General features: G+C 70.5%; 16 protein-coding genes and 2 tRNA genes. 4 read left to right on the top strand and 14 right to left on the bottom strand.

Annotated elements, in window-relative coordinates; translation table 11 throughout:
* Positions 1-51: 51 nt before the first annotated feature.
* Together ACZ6ZP_RS42055 and ACZ6ZP_RS42050 are read left to right on the top strand one after the other, a co-directional pair.
* Positions 52-615, top strand: a complete 564-nt coding sequence (locus ACZ6ZP_RS42055) for a SigE family RNA polymerase sigma factor (protein ID WP_249588982.1) — start codon at positions 52-54, stop codon at positions 613-615.
* A 200-nt stretch (positions 616-815) separates the two neighbouring features.
* Positions 816-2,465: a long-chain fatty acid--CoA ligase gene (locus ACZ6ZP_RS42050; protein WP_366462437.1), complete on the top strand. Its 1,650-nt coding sequence runs from the start codon at positions 816-818 to the stop codon at positions 2,463-2,465.
* Positions 2,466-2,548: 83 nt separating this feature from the next.
* Here ACZ6ZP_RS42050 and ACZ6ZP_RS42045 read toward each other — a convergent pair whose 3' ends face one another.
* Together ACZ6ZP_RS42045 and ACZ6ZP_RS42040 are read right to left on the bottom strand one after the other, a co-directional pair.
* Positions 2,549-6,961: a PAS domain-containing protein gene (locus ACZ6ZP_RS42045; protein ID WP_469410505.1), complete on the bottom strand. Its 4,413-nt coding sequence runs from the start codon at positions 6,959-6,961 to the stop codon at positions 2,549-2,551.
* A gap of 246 nt (positions 6,962-7,207) precedes the next feature.
* A complete protein-coding gene (locus tag ACZ6ZP_RS42040) occupies positions 7,208-7,651 on the bottom strand; it encodes an SSI family serine proteinase inhibitor (protein WP_351167398.1) in 444 nt (147 codons plus the stop codon).
* Between the two features lie 212 nt (positions 7,652-7,863).
* On the opposite strand from ACZ6ZP_RS42040, the gene ACZ6ZP_RS42035 reads away from it, so the two are divergent.
* Positions 7,864-7,954, top strand: a tRNA-Ser gene (locus tag ACZ6ZP_RS42035).
* A 191-nt stretch (positions 7,955-8,145) separates the two neighbouring features.
* A tRNA-Arg gene (locus ACZ6ZP_RS42030) sits at positions 8,146-8,218 on the top strand.
* Between the two features lie 76 nt (positions 8,219-8,294).
* Here the strand turns inward: ACZ6ZP_RS42030 and ACZ6ZP_RS42025 are convergent.
* The 12 genes from ACZ6ZP_RS42025 to ACZ6ZP_RS41970 all read right to left on the bottom strand — a co-directional run bounded on the left by ACZ6ZP_RS42025 (position 8,295) and on the right by ACZ6ZP_RS41970 (position 16,559).
* Positions 8,295-9,521 (bottom strand): site-specific integrase, encoded by a 1,227-nt coding sequence (locus ACZ6ZP_RS42025; RefSeq protein WP_469410504.1) that lies wholly within the window; start codon positions 9,519-9,521, stop codon positions 8,295-8,297.
* Positions 9,518-9,724, bottom strand: coding sequence for a helix-turn-helix domain-containing protein (locus ACZ6ZP_RS42020; RefSeq protein WP_469410503.1), 207 nt, complete (start codon positions 9,722-9,724; stop codon positions 9,518-9,520). Before ACZ6ZP_RS42020 ends, ACZ6ZP_RS42025 begins: the two co-directional genes overlap by 4 nt.
* A complete protein-coding gene (locus tag ACZ6ZP_RS42015) occupies positions 9,721-11,205 on the bottom strand; it encodes a replication initiator (protein WP_469410502.1) in 1,485 nt (494 codons plus the stop codon). Before ACZ6ZP_RS42015 ends, ACZ6ZP_RS42020 begins: the two co-directional genes overlap by 4 nt.
* Positions 11,202-11,906, bottom strand: coding sequence for a DNA methylase (locus ACZ6ZP_RS42010; protein ID WP_469410501.1), 705 nt, complete (start codon positions 11,904-11,906; stop codon positions 11,202-11,204). Before ACZ6ZP_RS42010 ends, ACZ6ZP_RS42015 begins: the two co-directional genes overlap by 4 nt.
* Positions 11,907-12,099: 193 nt before the next feature.
* Positions 12,100-12,279 carry a hypothetical protein gene (locus ACZ6ZP_RS42005; RefSeq protein ID WP_469410541.1) on the bottom strand — a complete coding sequence of 60 codons (180 nt, stop codon included), beginning with the start codon at positions 12,277-12,279 and terminating at the stop codon, positions 12,100-12,102.
* Positions 12,280-12,373: 94 nt separating this feature from the next.
* Positions 12,374-12,754, bottom strand: coding sequence for a hypothetical protein (locus tag ACZ6ZP_RS42000; RefSeq protein WP_469410500.1), 381 nt, complete (start codon positions 12,752-12,754; stop codon positions 12,374-12,376).
* Between the two features lie 17 nt (positions 12,755-12,771).
* Entirely contained in the window at positions 12,772-12,960 is a 189-nt protein-coding gene (locus ACZ6ZP_RS41995) for a mobile element transfer protein (RefSeq protein WP_469410499.1), read from the bottom strand.
* Between the two features lie 18 nt (positions 12,961-12,978).
* A complete protein-coding gene (locus ACZ6ZP_RS41990) occupies positions 12,979-13,632 on the bottom strand; it encodes a DUF2637 domain-containing protein (RefSeq protein WP_469410498.1) in 654 nt (217 codons plus the stop codon).
* Positions 13,633-13,705: 73 nt separating this feature from the next.
* Positions 13,706-13,879, bottom strand: a complete 174-nt coding sequence (locus tag ACZ6ZP_RS41985) for a hypothetical protein (RefSeq protein ID WP_469410497.1) — start codon at positions 13,877-13,879, stop codon at positions 13,706-13,708.
* 84 nt (positions 13,880-13,963) lie between these two features.
* Positions 13,964-15,307, bottom strand: coding sequence for an FtsK/SpoIIIE domain-containing protein (locus tag ACZ6ZP_RS41980; RefSeq protein WP_469410496.1), 1,344 nt, complete (start codon positions 15,305-15,307; stop codon positions 13,964-13,966).
* A 2-nt stretch (positions 15,308-15,309) separates the two neighbouring features.
* A complete protein-coding gene (locus ACZ6ZP_RS41975; protein ID WP_469410495.1) occupies positions 15,310-15,639 on the bottom strand; it encodes an SCO3933 family regulatory protein in 330 nt (109 codons plus the stop codon).
* Between the two features lie 182 nt (positions 15,640-15,821).
* Positions 15,822-16,559: a GntR family transcriptional regulator gene (locus ACZ6ZP_RS41970; RefSeq protein WP_469410494.1), complete on the bottom strand. Its 738-nt coding sequence runs from the start codon at positions 16,557-16,559 to the stop codon at positions 15,822-15,824.
* Between the last annotated feature and the right edge of the window lie 789 nt (positions 16,560-17,348).

Raw genomic sequence — 17,348 nt, 5'->3', positions numbered from 1 at the left:
AGGGACCTGCGGCCGATCCGCAGAAGTAGGGGGCGCTTCTAGCGTGGAGCCATGACCGTATCCATGGTGCCCATGTGCACCAGCGCATCGAAGGCCGCGACGCGGACAGCGAGTCCTTCGGCGTATCCGTCGTTCGCGTCGTACGTACGGGCACGTCAGCCCGTGTTGCTGCGCACCGCGCGCTCGCTGACCGCGAATCCGAGCGATGCCGAGGATCTGCTCCAGACCGCCCTCACCAAGACCTACGTGGCGTGGGACCGGATCGAGGACCATCGGGCGCTCGACGGTTATGTGCGCCGGGCCCTGCTGAACACCCGGACCTCGCAGTGGCGCAAGCGCAAGGTCGACGAGTTCGCGTGTGACGAGCTGCCCGAGCCCGAGGTGACGCCGGTCGCGGATCCGGCGGAACAGCAGGTGCTCCGGGACGCGATGTGGCGCGCGATCATGAAGCTGCCCGCGCGGCAGCGGGCGATGGTCGTCCTGCGGTACTACGAGGATCTCAGCGAGGCGCAGACGGCCGAGGTGCTCGGGGTCTCCATCGGCACCGTCAAGAGCGCGGTGTCGCGTGCGCTCGGCAAGCTGCGCGAGGACCCGGAGCTCACCCCGGTCCGCTGATCGCGGCAGCTCGCCGGCCCCGGTTCGCGGCAGCCCGCCGGACCCCGGTCCGCTGATCGTCGCAGTTCCGCCGGACCTTTCTTCTCCCGACCTAGTGACATACCGTGCGGTATGCGGCAAGAATCTGGCGAGCCCTACTGCCAGGTAGGTCATTCGGGAGCCGCCCCGGATGAATGCCGCGCGCCCACCGGGAGGACGCCGTGCTGAGCACGATGCAGGACGTACCACTGACCGTCACCCGCATCCTCCGGCACGGGACGACCGTGCACGGGTCGTCGCAGGTCACCACGTGGACCGGCGAAGCCGCTCCACAGCGCCGCAGCTTCCGCGAGATCGGCGAACGCGCCGCCCAGCTGGCGCACGCGCTGCGCGAGGACCTCGGGGTCGACGGCGACGAACGCGTCGCCACCTTCATGTGGAACAACGCCGAGCATGTCGAGGCCTACTTCGCGGTCCCCTGTATGGGCGCCGTCCTGCACACCCTCAACCTCCGGCTGCCCGCCGACCAGTTGACCTGGATCGTGAACCACGCGGCCGACCGCGTCGTCATCGTCAACGGCTCCCTCATCCCGCTGCTCGCGCCCCTGCTGCCGCAGCTGCCGACCGTCGAGCACCTCGTGGTCTCGGGCCCCGGCGACCGTTCGCCGCTGGCGGGGATCCAGGCGCAGGTGCACGAGTACGAGGACCTGATCGCCGCCAAGCCGACGACGTACGACTGGCCCGAGCTGGACGAGCGCACGGCCGCCGCCATGTGCTACACCTCCGGCACCACCGGCGACCCCAAGGGCGTCGTCTACTCCCACCGCTCCATCTACCTGCACTCCATGCAGGTCAACATGAGCGAGTCGATGGGCCTGACGGACGCGGACACCACGCTCGTCGTCGTCCCGCAGTTCCACGTCAACGCCTGGGGTCTGCCGCACGCGACGCTGATGGCGGGCGTGAACATGCTGATGCCGGACCGTTTCCTCCAGCCCGCGCCGCTCGCCGAGATGATCGAGACGGAGCGGCCCACGCACGCGGCCGCCGTCCCCACCATCTGGCAGGGCCTGCTCGCCGAGCTCACCGCGAAGCCGCGTGACGTCAGCTCGCTCGGCCAGGTCACCATCGGCGGCTCGGCCTGCCCGCCCTCGCTGATGGAGGCGTTCGACAAGCTCGGCATGCGCGTCTGCCACGCCTGGGGCATGACGGAGACCTCCCCGCTCGGCACGGTCGCCCGCCCGCCGGCCAAGTCCATCGGCACGGACGAGGAGTTCGGCTACCGCCTGACCCAGGGCCGTTTCCCGACCGGCGTCGAGGCCCGCCTGGTCGGCCCCGGCGGCGAACACCTGCCCTGGGACGGCGAGGCCGCGGGCGAGCTGGAGGTGCGCGGGCCGTGGATCGCGGGCGCCTACTACGGCGGCGCGGGCGGCGAGGACCTCAAGCCCGAGGACAAGTTCAGCGCGGACGGCTGGCTGAAGACCGGCGACGTCGGCGTGATCACCCCCGACGGCTTCCTCACCCTCACCGACCGTGCGAAGGACGTCATCAAGTCGGGCGGCGAGTGGATCTCCAGCGTCGAGCTGGAGAACGCGATCATGGCCCACCCGGACGTCGCGGAGGCGGCGGTCGTCGCCGTACCCGACGACAAGTGGGGCGAACGTCCGCTCGCCACGGTCGTGTTGAAGGAGGGCGCGAGCCTCGAATACGCGGCCCTGCGCGACTTCCTCGCGGGCACTATCGCCAAGTGGCAGCTGCCCGAGCGCTGGGCGATCGTGCCGGCCGTGCCCAAGACGAGCGTCGGCAAGTTCGACAAGAAGGTGCTGCGCAAGCAGTACGCCGAAGGCGAGCTGGACGTCACCAAGCTCTGACGCAGGGCTTCACCCGCGATACCGATGCGCCGCTCCCCCACAGGGGGGGGGCGGCGCATCGCCGTATGTCCGCGCCCTGAGGCCTAGTTCGTACCGATCTTCGCCAGCAGGTCCACGATGCGGCCCTGCACCTCGGTGCTCGTCGAGCGCTCCGCGAGGAACAGCACCGTCTCCCCCGCCGCGAGCCGCGGCAGCTCCGTCTGGTCGACGGCGGCGGTGTAGACGACGAGCGGCGTGCGGTTCAACTGGCCGTTCGCGCGCAGCCAGTCGATGATCCCGGCCCTGCGCCGACGCACCTGCATCAGGTCCATCACCACCAGGTTCGGCCGCATCTGCGCCGCGAGCGTCACCGCGTCCGCGTCGCTCTCGGCCCGCGCGACCTGCATGCCGCGCCGCTCCAGCGTCGCGGTCAGGGCGAGCGCGATCTCCTCGTGCTCCTCGATGAGCAGGACGCGCGGCGGGTGCTGCTCGCTGTCGCGCGGTGCGAGGGCCTTCAGGAGTACGGCGGGGTCGGCGCCGTACGCCGCCTCGCGCGTCGCCTGGCCGAGGCCCGCCGTGACGAGCACGGGAACCTCCGCGGCCACGGCGGCCGTGCGCAGCGACTGCAGCGCCGTACGCGTGATCGGTCCCGTCAGCGGGTCCACGAACAGGGCCGCGGGGAAGGCGGCGATCTGGGCGTCGACCTCCTCGCGGGAGTTCACGATCACGGGACGGTAGCCGCGGTCGCTCAGCGCCTGCTGGGTGGTGACGTCGGGCGCGGGCCAGACGAGGAGGCGGCGCGGGTTGTCCAGCGGCTCGGGCGGCAGTTCGTCGTCCATGGGCTGCGGCTGGGGACGGTTGGCGACCTCGACGGCGCCGCCGGGGCCGTCCAGCGGCTCCGGGCCCTCGTCGGCGTCCTCGTCCGGTGCGCCGATCGCGTACGAGCGTCCCGTGCCCTCGCTGGAGGACGCGATCCGGGACTGCGGGTGGGCCTGCGCCTGGGGGTGCGGGCGGGCCGCGGCCTCGGGGCGGTCGTCCGCCGCGGGGTCGGGGGGAGTGGAGAGCCTGCGGCGACGCCCCGAGCCACTGACGGAGCCGCCGAGCGAGCCGCCACCGCCGAGGGTGTGGGACTGCGACTGCCCCGGCGCCTGCTCGGGCAGCGGGCCCGCGGTGGGCAGAGGCCCCGCGGTGGACCGCGGGGCGGCCGGGGCGGACGGGGCCGGGGCGGACGGGGCCGGGGTGGCGGCCTTGGCCTGCTCCTGGTCCTTCGCAGGCGCCCGCGGCGGTACCGGCCCCGCGGCCCCGGCGGCCTGCTGGGCCGGAGGCGCCTGCGGGGGCAGCGGAGGCTGCGGTGCCTGCGGGATCTGCGGATTCTGCGGATTCTGCGGTGCCTGTGGATTCTGCGGTGCCGCGGCCGGAGCCTGGCCCTGCTGGAGCCCGAGGCGGCGCTGCTGCTGCTCGGCGATCTGCTGGCCGAACGGCACACCCTGCCCGAGCGTACGCACGCTGATCGCGCGCCCCTGCGTCGAGTTGGGGTCGCCGGGCGCGGCCTCGGCGGGCAGCGGCTGCGCGGCCCGCTCCTCCGTACCGCGCTCGGGCGGGAGCGCGACGCCCCTGCCGGGTGTGTGGACGCCTCGCGCGGGAGTGCCTTCGGCGTACGTCGTGGGCTGCGAGGGAGTACCGGCGGGCGGGGTCCCTTGCGCGTCCCCCGCGGGACGCGACCGGCGGCGGCCCGTCGGCGCCTGTGCCGGGTGGGGCTGCGGCGGGGTGTGGTCGTCGGCGGGGTGGTGCAGGGCCGCTTCGTGCTGACCCGTGTCGTCCTGGTCCGCGGAGGCGGGCGGCAGCGCGAAGACGCGCCCGCTGGGAGCCTCCTCGGCGGCGGCCCGCTCCTTGGCGGCGGCCAGCGCGCGGCGGCGCCGTCCCGTCGGCCGGGGCGAGGCCTCGCCCGCGTCACCGGTGGAGCCGGGCGACCCCGCGACAGCCATAGCCGTCCCGGCCCCGGTACCACTGCCCCCGGTACCACTGCCCCCGGAGCCACTGCCCCCGGAACCCCCGGCGGCAGCACCCTCCTGCCCGCCACCACCCGAAGGCAGAGCGGGCGGCAACGCCAACTGCTCATCGCTCCGCCGAGCCCGCTGCCCGGCAGGAGCCACGCCACCCGCGGGCACCGGCACACCCTGCGGCGGCACCGTCTGCCCCAGAGCCGCCGACCCGGCGGCATGCTCGGCGGCGGTCACCACGGAGCCCACAGAGCCCGCAGAGCCTGCGGCACCCGCCGACCCTTCCGCGACGCTGGGCCTTGCACGCCGCCGCCCGGTACCACCAGAAGTCTGAGAAGCCTCGGCCGGCGCGGGCGCCGCCGAAGCAACGGGTGCCTCGACCGAAGCCGCGGCCTCAGCGGCAACCGCAGCCTGCGCCCCAGCAGCCCCAGCAGCCCCCGCAGCCTCAGCCGCCTGCGCGGCCTCAGCCTCCGCCGCACGCCGACCACGCCGCCGCCCGGTCCCACTGGGCGCAGCCCCGCCCAGGGAGTCGGCGCCGGTGCCCCCCGAAGTCGCGTCCCCGGAAACCGAGCTCTCCAGGAACGAGTCCACCGAGGGGCCGGCAGCACGCCGGGCCCGTCGCCTCCCGCCACCCGTGGCGGGAGAAGCCTGCGCGGGCACCACGACGGAAGAGCCGACGGAAGAGCCGACGGAAGAGTCGCCAGAGGACCCACCAGATGTTCCACCAGAGGCCCCGTCCGAGGCCCCGGCGGAGGAGTCCAAGGCACCGCCAACCACCGCAGGGGCAACGGAGACCGCCCCGCCCCCCGCACCGATCGGCACCTCAAGAACGTACGCCGTGCCGCTCATCCCCGGCACCTCGTGCGTCTGCAGCACGCCGCCGTGCGCCCGCACGATGCCCCGGACGATCGGCTCGTGCACCGGGTCTCCCCCGGCGTACGGCCCCCGCACCTCGATGCGCACGACCTCGCCGCGCTGAGCGGCGGCCACGACCACGGTCGAGTCCACGTACCCACCGGCGGTGACGGCCGAAGGGGCGGCGCCGGCGCGCGCGTTGCCCGTGGCGTCGATGCCCGCCACGTCGGCGACCAGGTGGGCGAGGGCCGTGGCGAGCCGCCCCGGGTCCACCTCGACCTCGATCGGCGGCGCGTGCACCGCGAACTGCGCGCGTCCGGGCCCGATCAGCTCGACCGCGCCCTCGACGCCGCTCGCGACGACGGCGTCGAGCATGACCTTCACGCACGACAATTGATCGGCACCCGAGTCGAGCAGTTGGAAGCCCAGCACGTTGTCGACGAGGGTGGTGATGCGCGCGTACCCGGCCGAAAGGTGATGAAGGACCTGATTCGCCTCGGGCCACAACTGCCCGGCGTCATCGGCGGCGAGAGCCGCCAGCTCGCGCCGCAGCTCGTCGAGCGGACCTCGCAGGGACGACCCGAGCACGGCGAGCAGCTGCTCGTGCCGCGCGGCCAGCGCGTCGTACCGCGCCTTCTCGCTCTCCGCGAGCTCCTCGAACCGGTCCTTCTCGCGCTCGGCGAGCGCCGCGTACCGCTCCTGCTCGGCGGCGATCTCCTCGGCGCGCTGCTCGGCGGCGGCGGCGAGTTCGGCGGCGTGCCGCTCGGTGGCGGCCCGCAGCTCCTCCGTGCGCCGCTCGGTCGCGGCCTGCATCTCCTGCGCGTGCGCGGCGAGCGCGGCCTCGTGCTCCTCAGCCAGCGCGTCGTAGGGCCGCCGGTCGGTGAACGTCATGACCGCGCCGACGAGCTGGTCGCCGTCCCGCACCGGAGCCGTCGTCAGGTCGACCGCGACCCGGTCGCCGCTCTTGGACCACAGGACCTGTCCGCGCACCCGGTGCTTGCGCCCGGAGCGCAGGGTGTCGGCGAGCGGGGACTCCTCGTACGGGAAGGGCTCGCCGTCGGCGCGCGAGTGGAGCACCAGGTTGTGCAGTTCCTGCCCGCCCAGGTCGCTGGCCCGGAAGCCGAGTATCTGCGCGGCGGCCGGATTGACGAGGACGACCCGTCCGTCGGTGTCCGTCCCGACGACGCCTTCGGCGGCGGCACGCAGGATCATCTCGGTCTGCCGCTGGGAGCGCGCGAGTTCGGCCTCGGTGTCCACGGCGCCCGAAAGGTCGCGTACGACGAGCATGAGCAACTCGTCGCCGGTGTAGCCGTAATTGTCGTAGGCGTCCCGGATGTCCTCGAGGTTCGAGCTGGTGACCTCGACGGGGAACTCGCTGCCGTCCGTACGCCGCGCGGTCATCCGCGTCGGCTTGGTCCGCCCGCGCTCGTCGATGGATTCGGGCCTGCGCATCGATCCGGGAATGAGCCGGGAGTCGAACTCCGGCAACAGATCGAGGAGCCCGCGCCCCACGAGGGCGGTGCCCGGCGTCTCGAACGCCTCGAGCGCGATCGCGTTCGCGTTCACGACGGTCCCGTTCGCGTTCACGAGGACCAGCGCGTCCGGAAGCGCGTCGAGTATGGCTGCGAGGCGAGCAGCGCCTCGGGATGGCCTGCTGCTCACGACGACGCTTCCTCCCTGGTTACTGCTGCTTGCCGACTCGCCCAGGCCATCTTGCCCCGCGGCCCGCGGCGTGTCACGGGAGGGAGTCTACGGGGAGAGGTTGTGCGCGCGACGCCGGATGAGAGGGAGGTCGCACGCAGAAGATGTGAGGCTTCCGTACCGCCTGGTCACGACGGGGTGGCGGGCGGACGGATTCAGCCGTGGCCGGGAACCGGTCACGGCTGTGGCCAGAACCGATCGCCGGGGCTAGCGCGCGATGTCGGGCAGCACCGGGACGAGCTTGTTCCACCGGGAGATCTCGCATCCGTTGCTGCGGCTGTACGTCGCGTCGACGGGCCGGCCGTGCCAGGTGCCGGTGACGTGCGCGGTGGCGGGGCCGCCGTACTGCATGGTGCAGATCGAGTCGGCGGGCGTGGGCGAGAAGGTGTCACGGCCCCACGTGCCTTCGTCGAGCTTCGAGCACGCCTCCTTGGCCTGGGGGTGCGTACCGCCCGACGGGTGACATTCCAGCTTGTACGTCCCGTCGTACCCGTCCCCGGCGTCGGTGACCTCCACCGTGAGCCGGTCGGGGGCCGGCTCGGTCAGCGGCGTCGACAGGGGCAGGGAGCCCATGTCGGCGTGGGCGACGACGGGAGCGGCGGACAGCGCGGCGAGGGACGCGGCGGCGGTGAGGACGAGACGGCGCAGCATGACGGGGCTCCACTGGGTGCGGGATACCGGGTACGCGAACACGTACGGGCTCTACCGCGTCTAACGCCGTTGACGCCGCGACGTTGCGGGCGCGGAAAGACGCTTTGCTCTGCGGGCCGCCCGACTAGTACCGTGGAAGCCGCGATTGGTGACACGCCGCTCGGCTGTGTCATCATCTGCACGCACCCCGCGCTCGCGCAGGTGTGCAAGCTGGAGGCGTCGCCTAGTCCGGTCTATGGCGCCGCACTGCTAATGCGGTTTGGGACTTAAATCCCATCGAGGGTTCAAATCCCTCCGCCTCCGCTGCAAGATCCCGAAGCCCCGGTCCCCTGGACCGGGGCTTCGGCGTTTCCCCGCCGGGAGGCACGTTTACGCAGGTCGCAAGCGGTGTGGCTAACGGATTTCACATGGCGGCGGCGGTCATGTAATGTTCTTCCTGTCGCCGCGAACGGGCCCAAAGGCCGGAGAGCGAAGACGGAAAACAGAAAAATCAAGCACTCGTAGCTTAACGGATAGAGCATCTGACTACGGATCAGAAGGTTGCAGGTTCGAATCCTGCCGAGTGCACACAGGCAAGAGGCCCCCGGAGATCATCCGGGGGCCTCTTGCGTTGCCCGTACAGCAGCGAAGTACAGCAACCGCCTCAGCCGGTGGCGTCCATCGCGCCGGACAGTTGATCGAGTGCCGAGCGCACTTCTTCCTCGCTCGCTTCCGCGTAGACCTCCATCGTCATGGCGATCTGCGAGTGCCGCAGGATGCGTTGCGCCACCTTCGGGTGCACCTTCAGGGCCACCAGGAGCGAGCTGCACGTGTGCCGGGTGTTCCGCAGCGGGATCACACGGAGACCGGCACGCCTAGCCCGCAGGGCGAACATCCGGGTCATGTTGCCCGGCTCGATCGGGGTCCCGTACTTCGTGGTGAAGATCAGGCCGTGCCTGTCCTGCCAGGCGTCACCGGCGGCGCTGCGGTCCCCGGCTTGCTGGGCCCGACGCATCCGCAGAGCCTTGAGACAGAGCGCGGGCAGGGGCAGGAAGTCGTCCGAGTCCTCGGTCTTGGTCTCGCGGTGGAGGATCTCGCGGCCGGCGCGCTGGATCTGGTGATCCACGTACAACTCGCCAGCATCGAAATCGACGGACTTCCACGTCAGCCCCAGGACCTCACCGCGGCGCAGGCCGAGGCAGAGAACCAGCATCCACGCGGCGAACAGGTGATCATCCCGAGCGGCAGCGTCGGTGAGAAACTGACCGGCTTCGGCGACCGACCACGGCTTGATCCGGCGACGACGCGGCTTGGGCACCTTCACCAGAGAAGCGACGTTCCTATTGATCTCCTCCTCGGAGACGGCATGCGTCAGGGCAGCCCGCAGGGCATCGCGGGACGCCTGGATGACCCGGCGAGAGGGGTACGCCTCGCAGCAGTCTCCGACCGCGCAGCATTGCCGCCGTGCCGGTGCGCGCTTCGCATCCTTGCCCTGAGCACAGCACTGGCAGACCGTCGCCAGCTTGGTCAGCCACTCGCGTACGTCCCGGACAGACAGCCGATCCAGCCGCTTCGCTCCGAGGTAGGGAGCGATGTAGAGGCGCACGCAGCCCTCGTACGACACGTACGACAGGGGGGCGAGGTTTGGCTTAACGATCGAGTCGAGCCAGTACGTGAGGAAGGCGGACACCGTGCGGTGCCGAGTGGCGACGGGCCCCTTCTTCGCTTCTGCGTGGAGGTTGAGCCACTTCTCGTGTGTCTCCTCACGAGTCTTGCCGTAGACGTACTTCCGGGCCCGTGTGCCGTCCGGCTTGGTCACCCAGACGTAGGCCGCGTAGCCATTCTTGTACGGGTAGATGGAGCCTTCACCGTTGCCGCGCTTGCCGCTCATGCTGCTTCCTCCTCAGCCAGGCGGGCGCGACGCTCGACGTACTCATCCACGTAGCGGGGAAGGATGCGGCGGCTCCCCCCGTCCTTGATGGAACGGATCTCGCCGGTGAGCACCAGCATCTTGGTCTTGGAGAGGCCGTAGCCGAGCATCGCGGCGACCTCTTTGGTCGTGTGCCACTTCGGTTGGATCACTGTCGTCGTCATGCTGCGGCTCCTTCCACGTCGAGTTGGTCTTGCAGGGCTTCGCGGGCTGTTTCTCGGTTGAGCTGTATGTCCCGGGCGATTGAGGCGGCGAGCCAGGATTCGCCGGGGGTGTGGCCGTGTCCGGCGTAGGACCAGTGGGCGAGCGTGAGCGTGGTTGCCTCCGGGTTCTCGTCGGGGTCGGGCAGGCCGAGGGCTGCGCGTTGTTGGGCGGCGCGGTAGTCGGCGCGGACCTGACGGAGGGCGCCGAGGGTGGTGGAGTAGCGGCGGGACTTGGTGGAGAAGTGGCCGCGGAAGCCGAGCATGTGGGCCCAGCGAGCTAGCACGCGCTCGGGGTAGTGCGCTTGCAGGTCGACGCAGGCGGTCATGAGACGTCGGGCGTGTGCGGAGATCTCCAGGCGGGCAAGGTCTTCTCCCAGTCCGGTGCCGTGGCAGCCCGCGCATTGGCTGAGCAGCGAGCCGGGACGCTCGTACACGGAGGAGTGGCCGGTTCCCTGGCACTTGCGGCAGTGGATCGGTGCGTCAGCGGCGCCGGTGGTCTCGGCTGCTTTGGTGGCGTACTTGGCGACGTAGGAGGCGACAGCCAGTTCGGTGATCTCGGATCCCTCTCCGAACGCCTTGATGGGGCGGACATCGAGCTGTTTGCCCCAGCCGAGGGTGCGGGCGGGTTGATCGTCGGCCGGGGGTACGTCGACTGCGACACGGGCAGCGGCGGCACGGATCGCGTCGTCGAGCAGAGCCAGGGTGGCCCAGGGCGGGGGCGGGGTATCGGGTCCTTCAGGCCCGTCGAAGCGGATCACGGCGTGGAAGTGGACGGCCCCGCGCTTTTGGTATTCGGCGACCTTCCCGAAGGAGACACGCGACTGTTCACGAGCGTCCTTCTGTGTGAGTCCGGCCCGTGCAGCGATCTCCCGGCGGAGGTAGATCGTGAAGTAGCGCCAAAGGTCCGAAGCATGGTTGTTCCACAGCACCGCCCCGGCGTAGTCGTAGGTGGCCGGATCGAGGGCGGTACCCAGTTCGGACGCATCTTCAGCGTGCCGTTGGCCGCAGCGGCAGGGCCGGTTGCCCGGGCGGTTGTGGACGGGGCCGAACGAGGGGGCGGTGAGGGTGGCGAAGACGCGGGGGTGATCGCGCACGGTGTGCGGGGTGCCCTTGTCCGGGTCGCCGACCAGTCCGGCGCGGATCAGGTGGTAGGTGTCGCCGGCGTAGGTCCAGGCGCAGGAGGGGCAGCGCGAGGCACGGCGGTTGCCGCAGGCCAGTCGGAGGGTGCCGCCCGGCTCGTGGCCGGTGCTGTAGGCGTGCAGCACGGTCTTGGTGGCCGGGTCGATGGTCTTGGTACCGCCGGTGAGGCGGATCGGGTCGGAGCAGCCTCCGGTACGGCGGATCTGCTCGTGCCAGCGGTCGAAGTCGTCGGCGCCGGCCACCCTCAGCACGTCGCTGAGGGTGGCCGGGTCGAGACCCGCCAGAGGGGCGGTGTCGTTCACGCGAACACCTCCTGCCGGGCGGTCAGGAAGGCGGTGCCAATCCACCGGGTGTAGGCCGGGGGGATCGCTTCGGTGAGTTCTTCGCGAACGTCGGTCCAGGTGATGCCCATCGCGCTCTGCATCTCGGACACGGTGGCTTTGCCGCCGCCTTCTCCGTAAGCGGCCACGTAGGGGCCCTCCCGCCGGACGCCGTGACGATGACCACGCACGTAGCCCCGGTGCTTGGGGTGAGCTGGCCTCGCGGTGGCCCAGCGGCCCAGCTCGAAGTTGCGGTGACGCAGCACGCCGAGCCCGAACATCTCCCCGCACAGGGAGACGTCTTTGCGGATCTCGGCGCGGCCGTTGGGCTGCTCGATCACATACGGCAATCCGGTCTGATCGAGCAGGTGCCGCGTGGCCGCCACGAGATCGGTGTGCGAGGCGCCCCAGCCCTGCGAGTGGTTCGTGCCGACAGTGAGAGCGCAGCCGGCTTGGCAGGGCGGGGAGGCGTGCACGAGCCGGTACCGGGCGATCTCACCGGTGGCGATCAGATGGGCGAGGTATTCGAGCGCATCGCCCCGGTGGTAGGTGAACGGGTAGCGAGGGCGGTCGGCGATGTCGCAGCCGTCCACCTCGAACCCGGCGAGGTGATAGCCGAAGCCGGCCCCACCCGAGCAGGAGAACAAGTCCAGGACACGCGACCCGTTGGGCGGGAGGATCATGAGAACCACCCGCGCTTTTTGGGCGTGCTGGCCGAGTCGCACGACGGCCCGGACGTGTCCCCGGACGAGCGCTGTGACGAGCGGTCGCCGTCATGGCGCTGGTGGGCGCTGCCTACCTGCTTGGCGCGGTCGTAGTCGCTGTCCAGTTCGTCGGACAGGATGCGGTCCGTTCCGCGGCTCCAACGTCGAGGCATTACGCGTTCACCTCCTGCTTGCCCGAGAGGCGGACACGGCCGCTGCCCGTGCAGGTGCGGCAGTCGACGTGCAGGGTGACGCGGGATCCGTCGCCGTGGCGGGCACCGGTGGTGATGGCCACGGTGGGAAAGCCGTCGCAGTCCTTGCAGATGGGCGGGGGCGGGGTGGGCTGGTGCATCATGAAGGTCTCCCTTTCGGGTCTGGTCGATCTGGATGGGGTGAAGCCGTCCGGGGCGGCGGAAGTTTGGCGACCGAGGCCGCCCCGGAGGGCGCTAGTACTTGCGGTAGCGGCTCTTGGACCGAGCGGGCCGGGAGCGTGTAGGGCGCCGGCGAGGTGAGCGCGAGCGCCCCTTGGCGATGCGGCCGGACGAACGGCCATTCCTGGATGCGCGGTTGAGGGTGTAGCTCAGCCCGCAGGTCGCGGAGAGGACCGCGATGATCGATGCGGCGATGATCTGGACGACGAAGGCGAGCACCAGCAGCACGACCGCACACCCGGCGGTGATGGCCAGGGTCAGCAGGATCGGGCCCTTGTAGGAGCGGGGAGCCTCCTGCACGATCACGACCGCTCGCGGGTCGGTGCCGGGCGGAAGCCGCTCGTAGAGATCGGCGGGGATGTGACCGGCATGGAGCTGTTCGTCGGGCAGTCGCATGGGACGGCTCTCCCTTGTCAGGCCGTGCAGCGGTGGGTGCGGGCCGCAAGTTCAGCGGCCGATCGGTTGCCGTGCTCGGTGGAGAAGCCGCAATTCGGGGCGGTGCAGGCGGCGGTGTGCTTGGTGCGTCCGCGTCCGTTGTTGTAGGTACCGACCTGGACGGGGCCGATACGGATCAGGTCGTAGAAGCGGTTCGGGCGGGTCACGGTGTTTCTCCTCTCGGCTCAGGCGAGCTGGGTCACGAGCGTGTTGGCGAGCGCTTCGGGGACCCCGAGCCGGGCGCGCAGGGTGGCCGCGTCGATCCGGTTTCCGGTCCGTGTGTGGTGCTCGGTGGCGACCTTCCGGGCGTGCTCGATCAGCGCCGGCGGAACCGCGGGAGTCGACGTTTCGGGCAAGGCCGGGGCAGGGTCCGGTACAGGGATCTCCTCGTGCTCGGATTCCGGCTCGGGCGTGGTGGCTTCAGGGGCGGGGGCCGGGGCTGCGGGCGCCGGCGGAACCGGCATCCGGTGGTCGGTTTGCTTGGGCGAGTGGGCCAGGAGGGTGCCGCCGAGGAAGGCCAGCGCGGGCCATCCGGCGACGCCGAACCGCAGCCAGGCCGGGGGATGCTGCATGTCGAGGAAGCCGGCGGTGGCCACGTTGGCGCCCAGCGAGGCGACCAGCGCGATCAAGAACCAGCACCAGGCCAGTCCGGTCGGTCCACCGGCGCGAAGCCGGCGCCAGGCGGCGACCAACAGCAGGTCGACCGAGATCGGGTAGGCCCAGGCCTTCCAGCCGTCCTGTCCCGCGGCGGCGGCAAGGTCGTGCAGGTGGGCGAAGGACAGGGCGCCGGCGATGACGGCTTGCACGAGCACCGCGTCCACGCGGATCGAGCGGGTCATGTCCTCACCTCCTTCGGGGGGTTGAGCCGGGGGCGGGGCGGGGATCGTGTCCGGCCGCCCGGCCCCGGCGGGTTCAGTCGGTGGCTTCGCCCGAGCCCCAGCACGTGGTGCACAGGGCGGCCTGTTGATCGGCGGTGGCGCGGCCCTTGCGGGCGCCGACCCGGACGGTCTCGGTGATCTCGCCCTTGCCCTTGCACTCCGGGCACTTCTTCGCCCTGGACTTGGCGACGGGCTTGCGTGCGGCCATGTGGTGAACTCCCAACTTCCGGCATGGGCGGGGTAGGGACGTGGCGCGAGACGGTCACGCCGACCGGGGTAGCGGAGTGCGCTGTTACTCGGTGACCGGCCGGGGAGCGACCAGCGGCGGGGCAGGCTCCGGTGTCGGCTCGGAGCGCACGATCGGACGGAACGGGGCCAAGAACGCCAGCTCCGGGGTCAGGTACGCGAACTCTCGGCAGACGGCCGCAGCCTCAGCGGGGGACATGGCGGGGGTGCGGATGCGGGACCAGCCGCCCGAGGAGTCGCCGGCCACCGCGACGCCGGGGCGGTCGGGCGGGATCGTCGTCACGGCCTGGACCGCGTCGGGGGCGATGTCACCCAGGCCCATTTCGCCGGTCTGCTTGTCGTTGACGCGGTGCACGACCCGGCCGGTCAGCTGGGCTCGGAGCGTGGTGGCGCCCTTGCCCAGCTCGGAGCCGAAGCGCTGCCCGCAGACCTCCAGATAGATGCCGATCGCGCGGGCCAGCTGCGCGAGCCGGACCATCTGCATGACCATCTGGTCCCGAGCCGCCTCGTCCTTCTTCGCGACCACGAGGAACAGTTCGGCCACCTCGTCGACCAGCACCACCAGCGGCACCGGCCGGGCATCCTCGGGCAGATCCCACAGGTCCGAGACGCCGTGCAGGCTCAGCAGATCGAAGCGGTCTTCCATCTCGGTGACCAGCACTTCGAGCAGGCGCCCGGCTTCTTGCGGGGTGGTCGCCAGCGCCGACAGGCGAGGCGCGTAGCGGCTCTGTTCCACCCCGCGCTTGCAGTCGATACCCACCAGGCCCACCGGCAGCTTGGCCAGGCCGGCGACCAGGTTGCGCTGATACATCGACTTGCCCGACTGATTGGCGCCCAGGGTCAGCGCCATCGGCACCTTGCGATAGTCCCGGACGAACACCGAGCCGTCCTCCCGCAGCGCGACGGGAACGACCATCGGACCGTCGACCTTGGAGCGACGCGGCATGCGCACCCGATTAAGAACGTCGTAGCCGGTCATCCGCAAGTCGACGATGCCCGGACGGGTCTCCCGCACGAGCACCGAACGGACCCCCCAGGCGTGCCGCAACCGTTCGGAAGCGGCCGCCACGTCCGCCGGTTCCAAGCCCGCGGGAAGCCGCAGGGAGATCCGCAAGCCGGTGGAGGTGGGCCGCACTCGGCGGACTTTCGGGGGCACCGGCCGGACCTCACGGCGGGCCACGTTGCGAGTCATGAACGCCCGCAGACCCGAGGGCTGCACGGTCAGCCCGCACACCTCCATCGTGGACCGGTAAGTCACCGTGAACCGGCCCCAGGTCAGCGGCAGGCCCACCAGCGACCAGTACACGCGAGGAGCGCGGACTTTCGCGAAGCCGAGTCCGCCGGCGATTACCGCGACAGCGGCCAGCAGTAAGCAGGTCCGGAGGTCCATGATCAGCCCCCCGCAGAGATCGCGACCGCGCGGAACGAGATGCCGTGACGCTTCTGGCCGTTGAACTCGTTCTCCCAGTCACGGGCCTTGAGGCCGATCACCGAGACCGGCATGCCCGGCGTCAGGCTCTCGGAGATCCCTGTCTCGGGCACGGTCACCTGATAGAGGTTCCCCTCCCCCTCGTCCGAGATCAGCAGGCCCACTGTTGAGAGCGCCGCACCGGTCTCCCGGTCCATGGCCCGCTCCCCGGTCTGCTTGCTGATCACCTTCGGTACGGCCGGCGTCGCCACGAACACGACAGCGGTTGAAAGGTCGATCTTGAAGGACGGCATGAAGTGCTCCTCTTGGAGGCGAGAACGGGAGTGGTATCAACCTCCCTAGGGAGATTAAAGCGTACCTCCCTAGGGAGGTCAAGGGTCCCGTTCTGGGCGAGCCGCCCCGCGCAGGAGTGAGGGCAGCAAAAAGGCCCACCGGGGTGGGCCTTTGCTTGCGAGCACTACTTTCTGACTGGGGGTCAGCTTCCGAAGCTGTAGCGCAACGCGTAAGCGCCGGCGTCCAACAGCATCTGATTGAGTTCCACGGCGCGACCGTCCTCCGTGTATGCCGTGCGGCAGATTTCGATCACCGGAGTGCCGGGAAGGATCGACAGCGCCGACGATTCTTCGGAGCTGGGCATTCGGGCACGTAGGTCTTCGCTGAAATGAACCGGCTCTGCGCCCAACTCCGCGAGGCGCTTGTAGGTTCCACCCGGCCCAGAGTCCGGCTCTGCGATGCGCGAACCGCGCACCAACTCCGCCGGCAAGTAGGAGACGGCTCGCTGTACCGGCTCGCCGTCCACCAGGAATCGACGACTCCGCACGACCACGAGCGAGCCTCCATCGAGGCCAAGGGCGCGGGTCACCCAGCGAGGAGCCTGCTCCTCGTACACCTCAACATCAGCCACGGTCATAGGCCGTTCACCAATGTCAGCCGACCAGATCGACTTGCCCGCAGCCCACTGGTCACGAGAGAGCCGCTTCGTCGCGTCTCGCAGGATCGGTTTGAACTCCCGTACGTACGTACCGGAGCCGGGACGCGAGACTGCCACACCCTCCGCGATCAACAACTTCAGTGCGCCGCTTGCTGTCATCTTGGCTACGCCGTAGTCCCTGACGAGCGCGGGTTCCCCTGGAAGCCGAGCGCCAGGCCCGAACTCACCATCATCGATCCGTGCCCGTAGGTCATCGGCGATCTGCCTCGCCGTTTCGGGCATTGATCGACCTCCAGGTCCCTAGGGTGGTTCCACCGTACCGGTGGCCTAGGCCATGCGCGAAGGCGAGAACCGGAGAAATTCACAGAGTGCCCAAATCCATACATACCGTGTTCATGGGCGAGGGGGTCCGAAGCTGTTACAGGTTTCTCTACTTCATCAAGCCCCGCCCGTTGGGCGGGGGAGGGGTGGCTCCCCCGGCCCCCACCTGGGTCTTCGGCTTGTGGGGTTCGGTAGATGCCTCAGCCGTGGCGCACTTGGAATGAACAGAACCCTTCAGCAGCAGCGCGGGGAACCTCAGCTCTCCCATGCTTCGCCACCCCCAGGACAGCACCACAGCCCCTTGCCTGGCCCTACGGCTTGTTGAGTCCCTGAGGTCTTCGGGAGGGGGAGCGGGGGTCTCTTGGCCTTCGGCCATCCGGAGCTCTGGCCTGGTGGCTCTTCCGGCCGCCGCTACTTGGGATCACACCCCACAGGCCCACACGCGGGCCTGTGGGGGCTCGGGGACTCGGGGCTTCGCTCCTGCCTTCGGCCCGCGCCGCCCCGGCCCCCGGCCCCCACCACCTTCGATGCCTTGGGGTGATCCCTGTTTCACGCTCTGGCCCGCCAAGGGCCGATGCACCGAACCGAGCCTGATACCCCGCCCCATCCCATGCCCCCGTGCCCCACAGCGCCTAGGTCCGAGCTGGGACAGGCGCCGCCCCGTGGTCGGCACGCCAGGTCTCGCCACGGACCCCACAGGACAGCTTTGGGTTTCAAAAGACAGGTGCGCCACGGCTGAGGCATCTACCG

The sequence above is a fragment of the Streptomyces sp. NPDC054047 genome, assembly GCF_055585065.1.
Note: the sequence above shows the minus strand (reverse complement) of the source record. Positions and strands in the feature narration are given on the sequence as shown.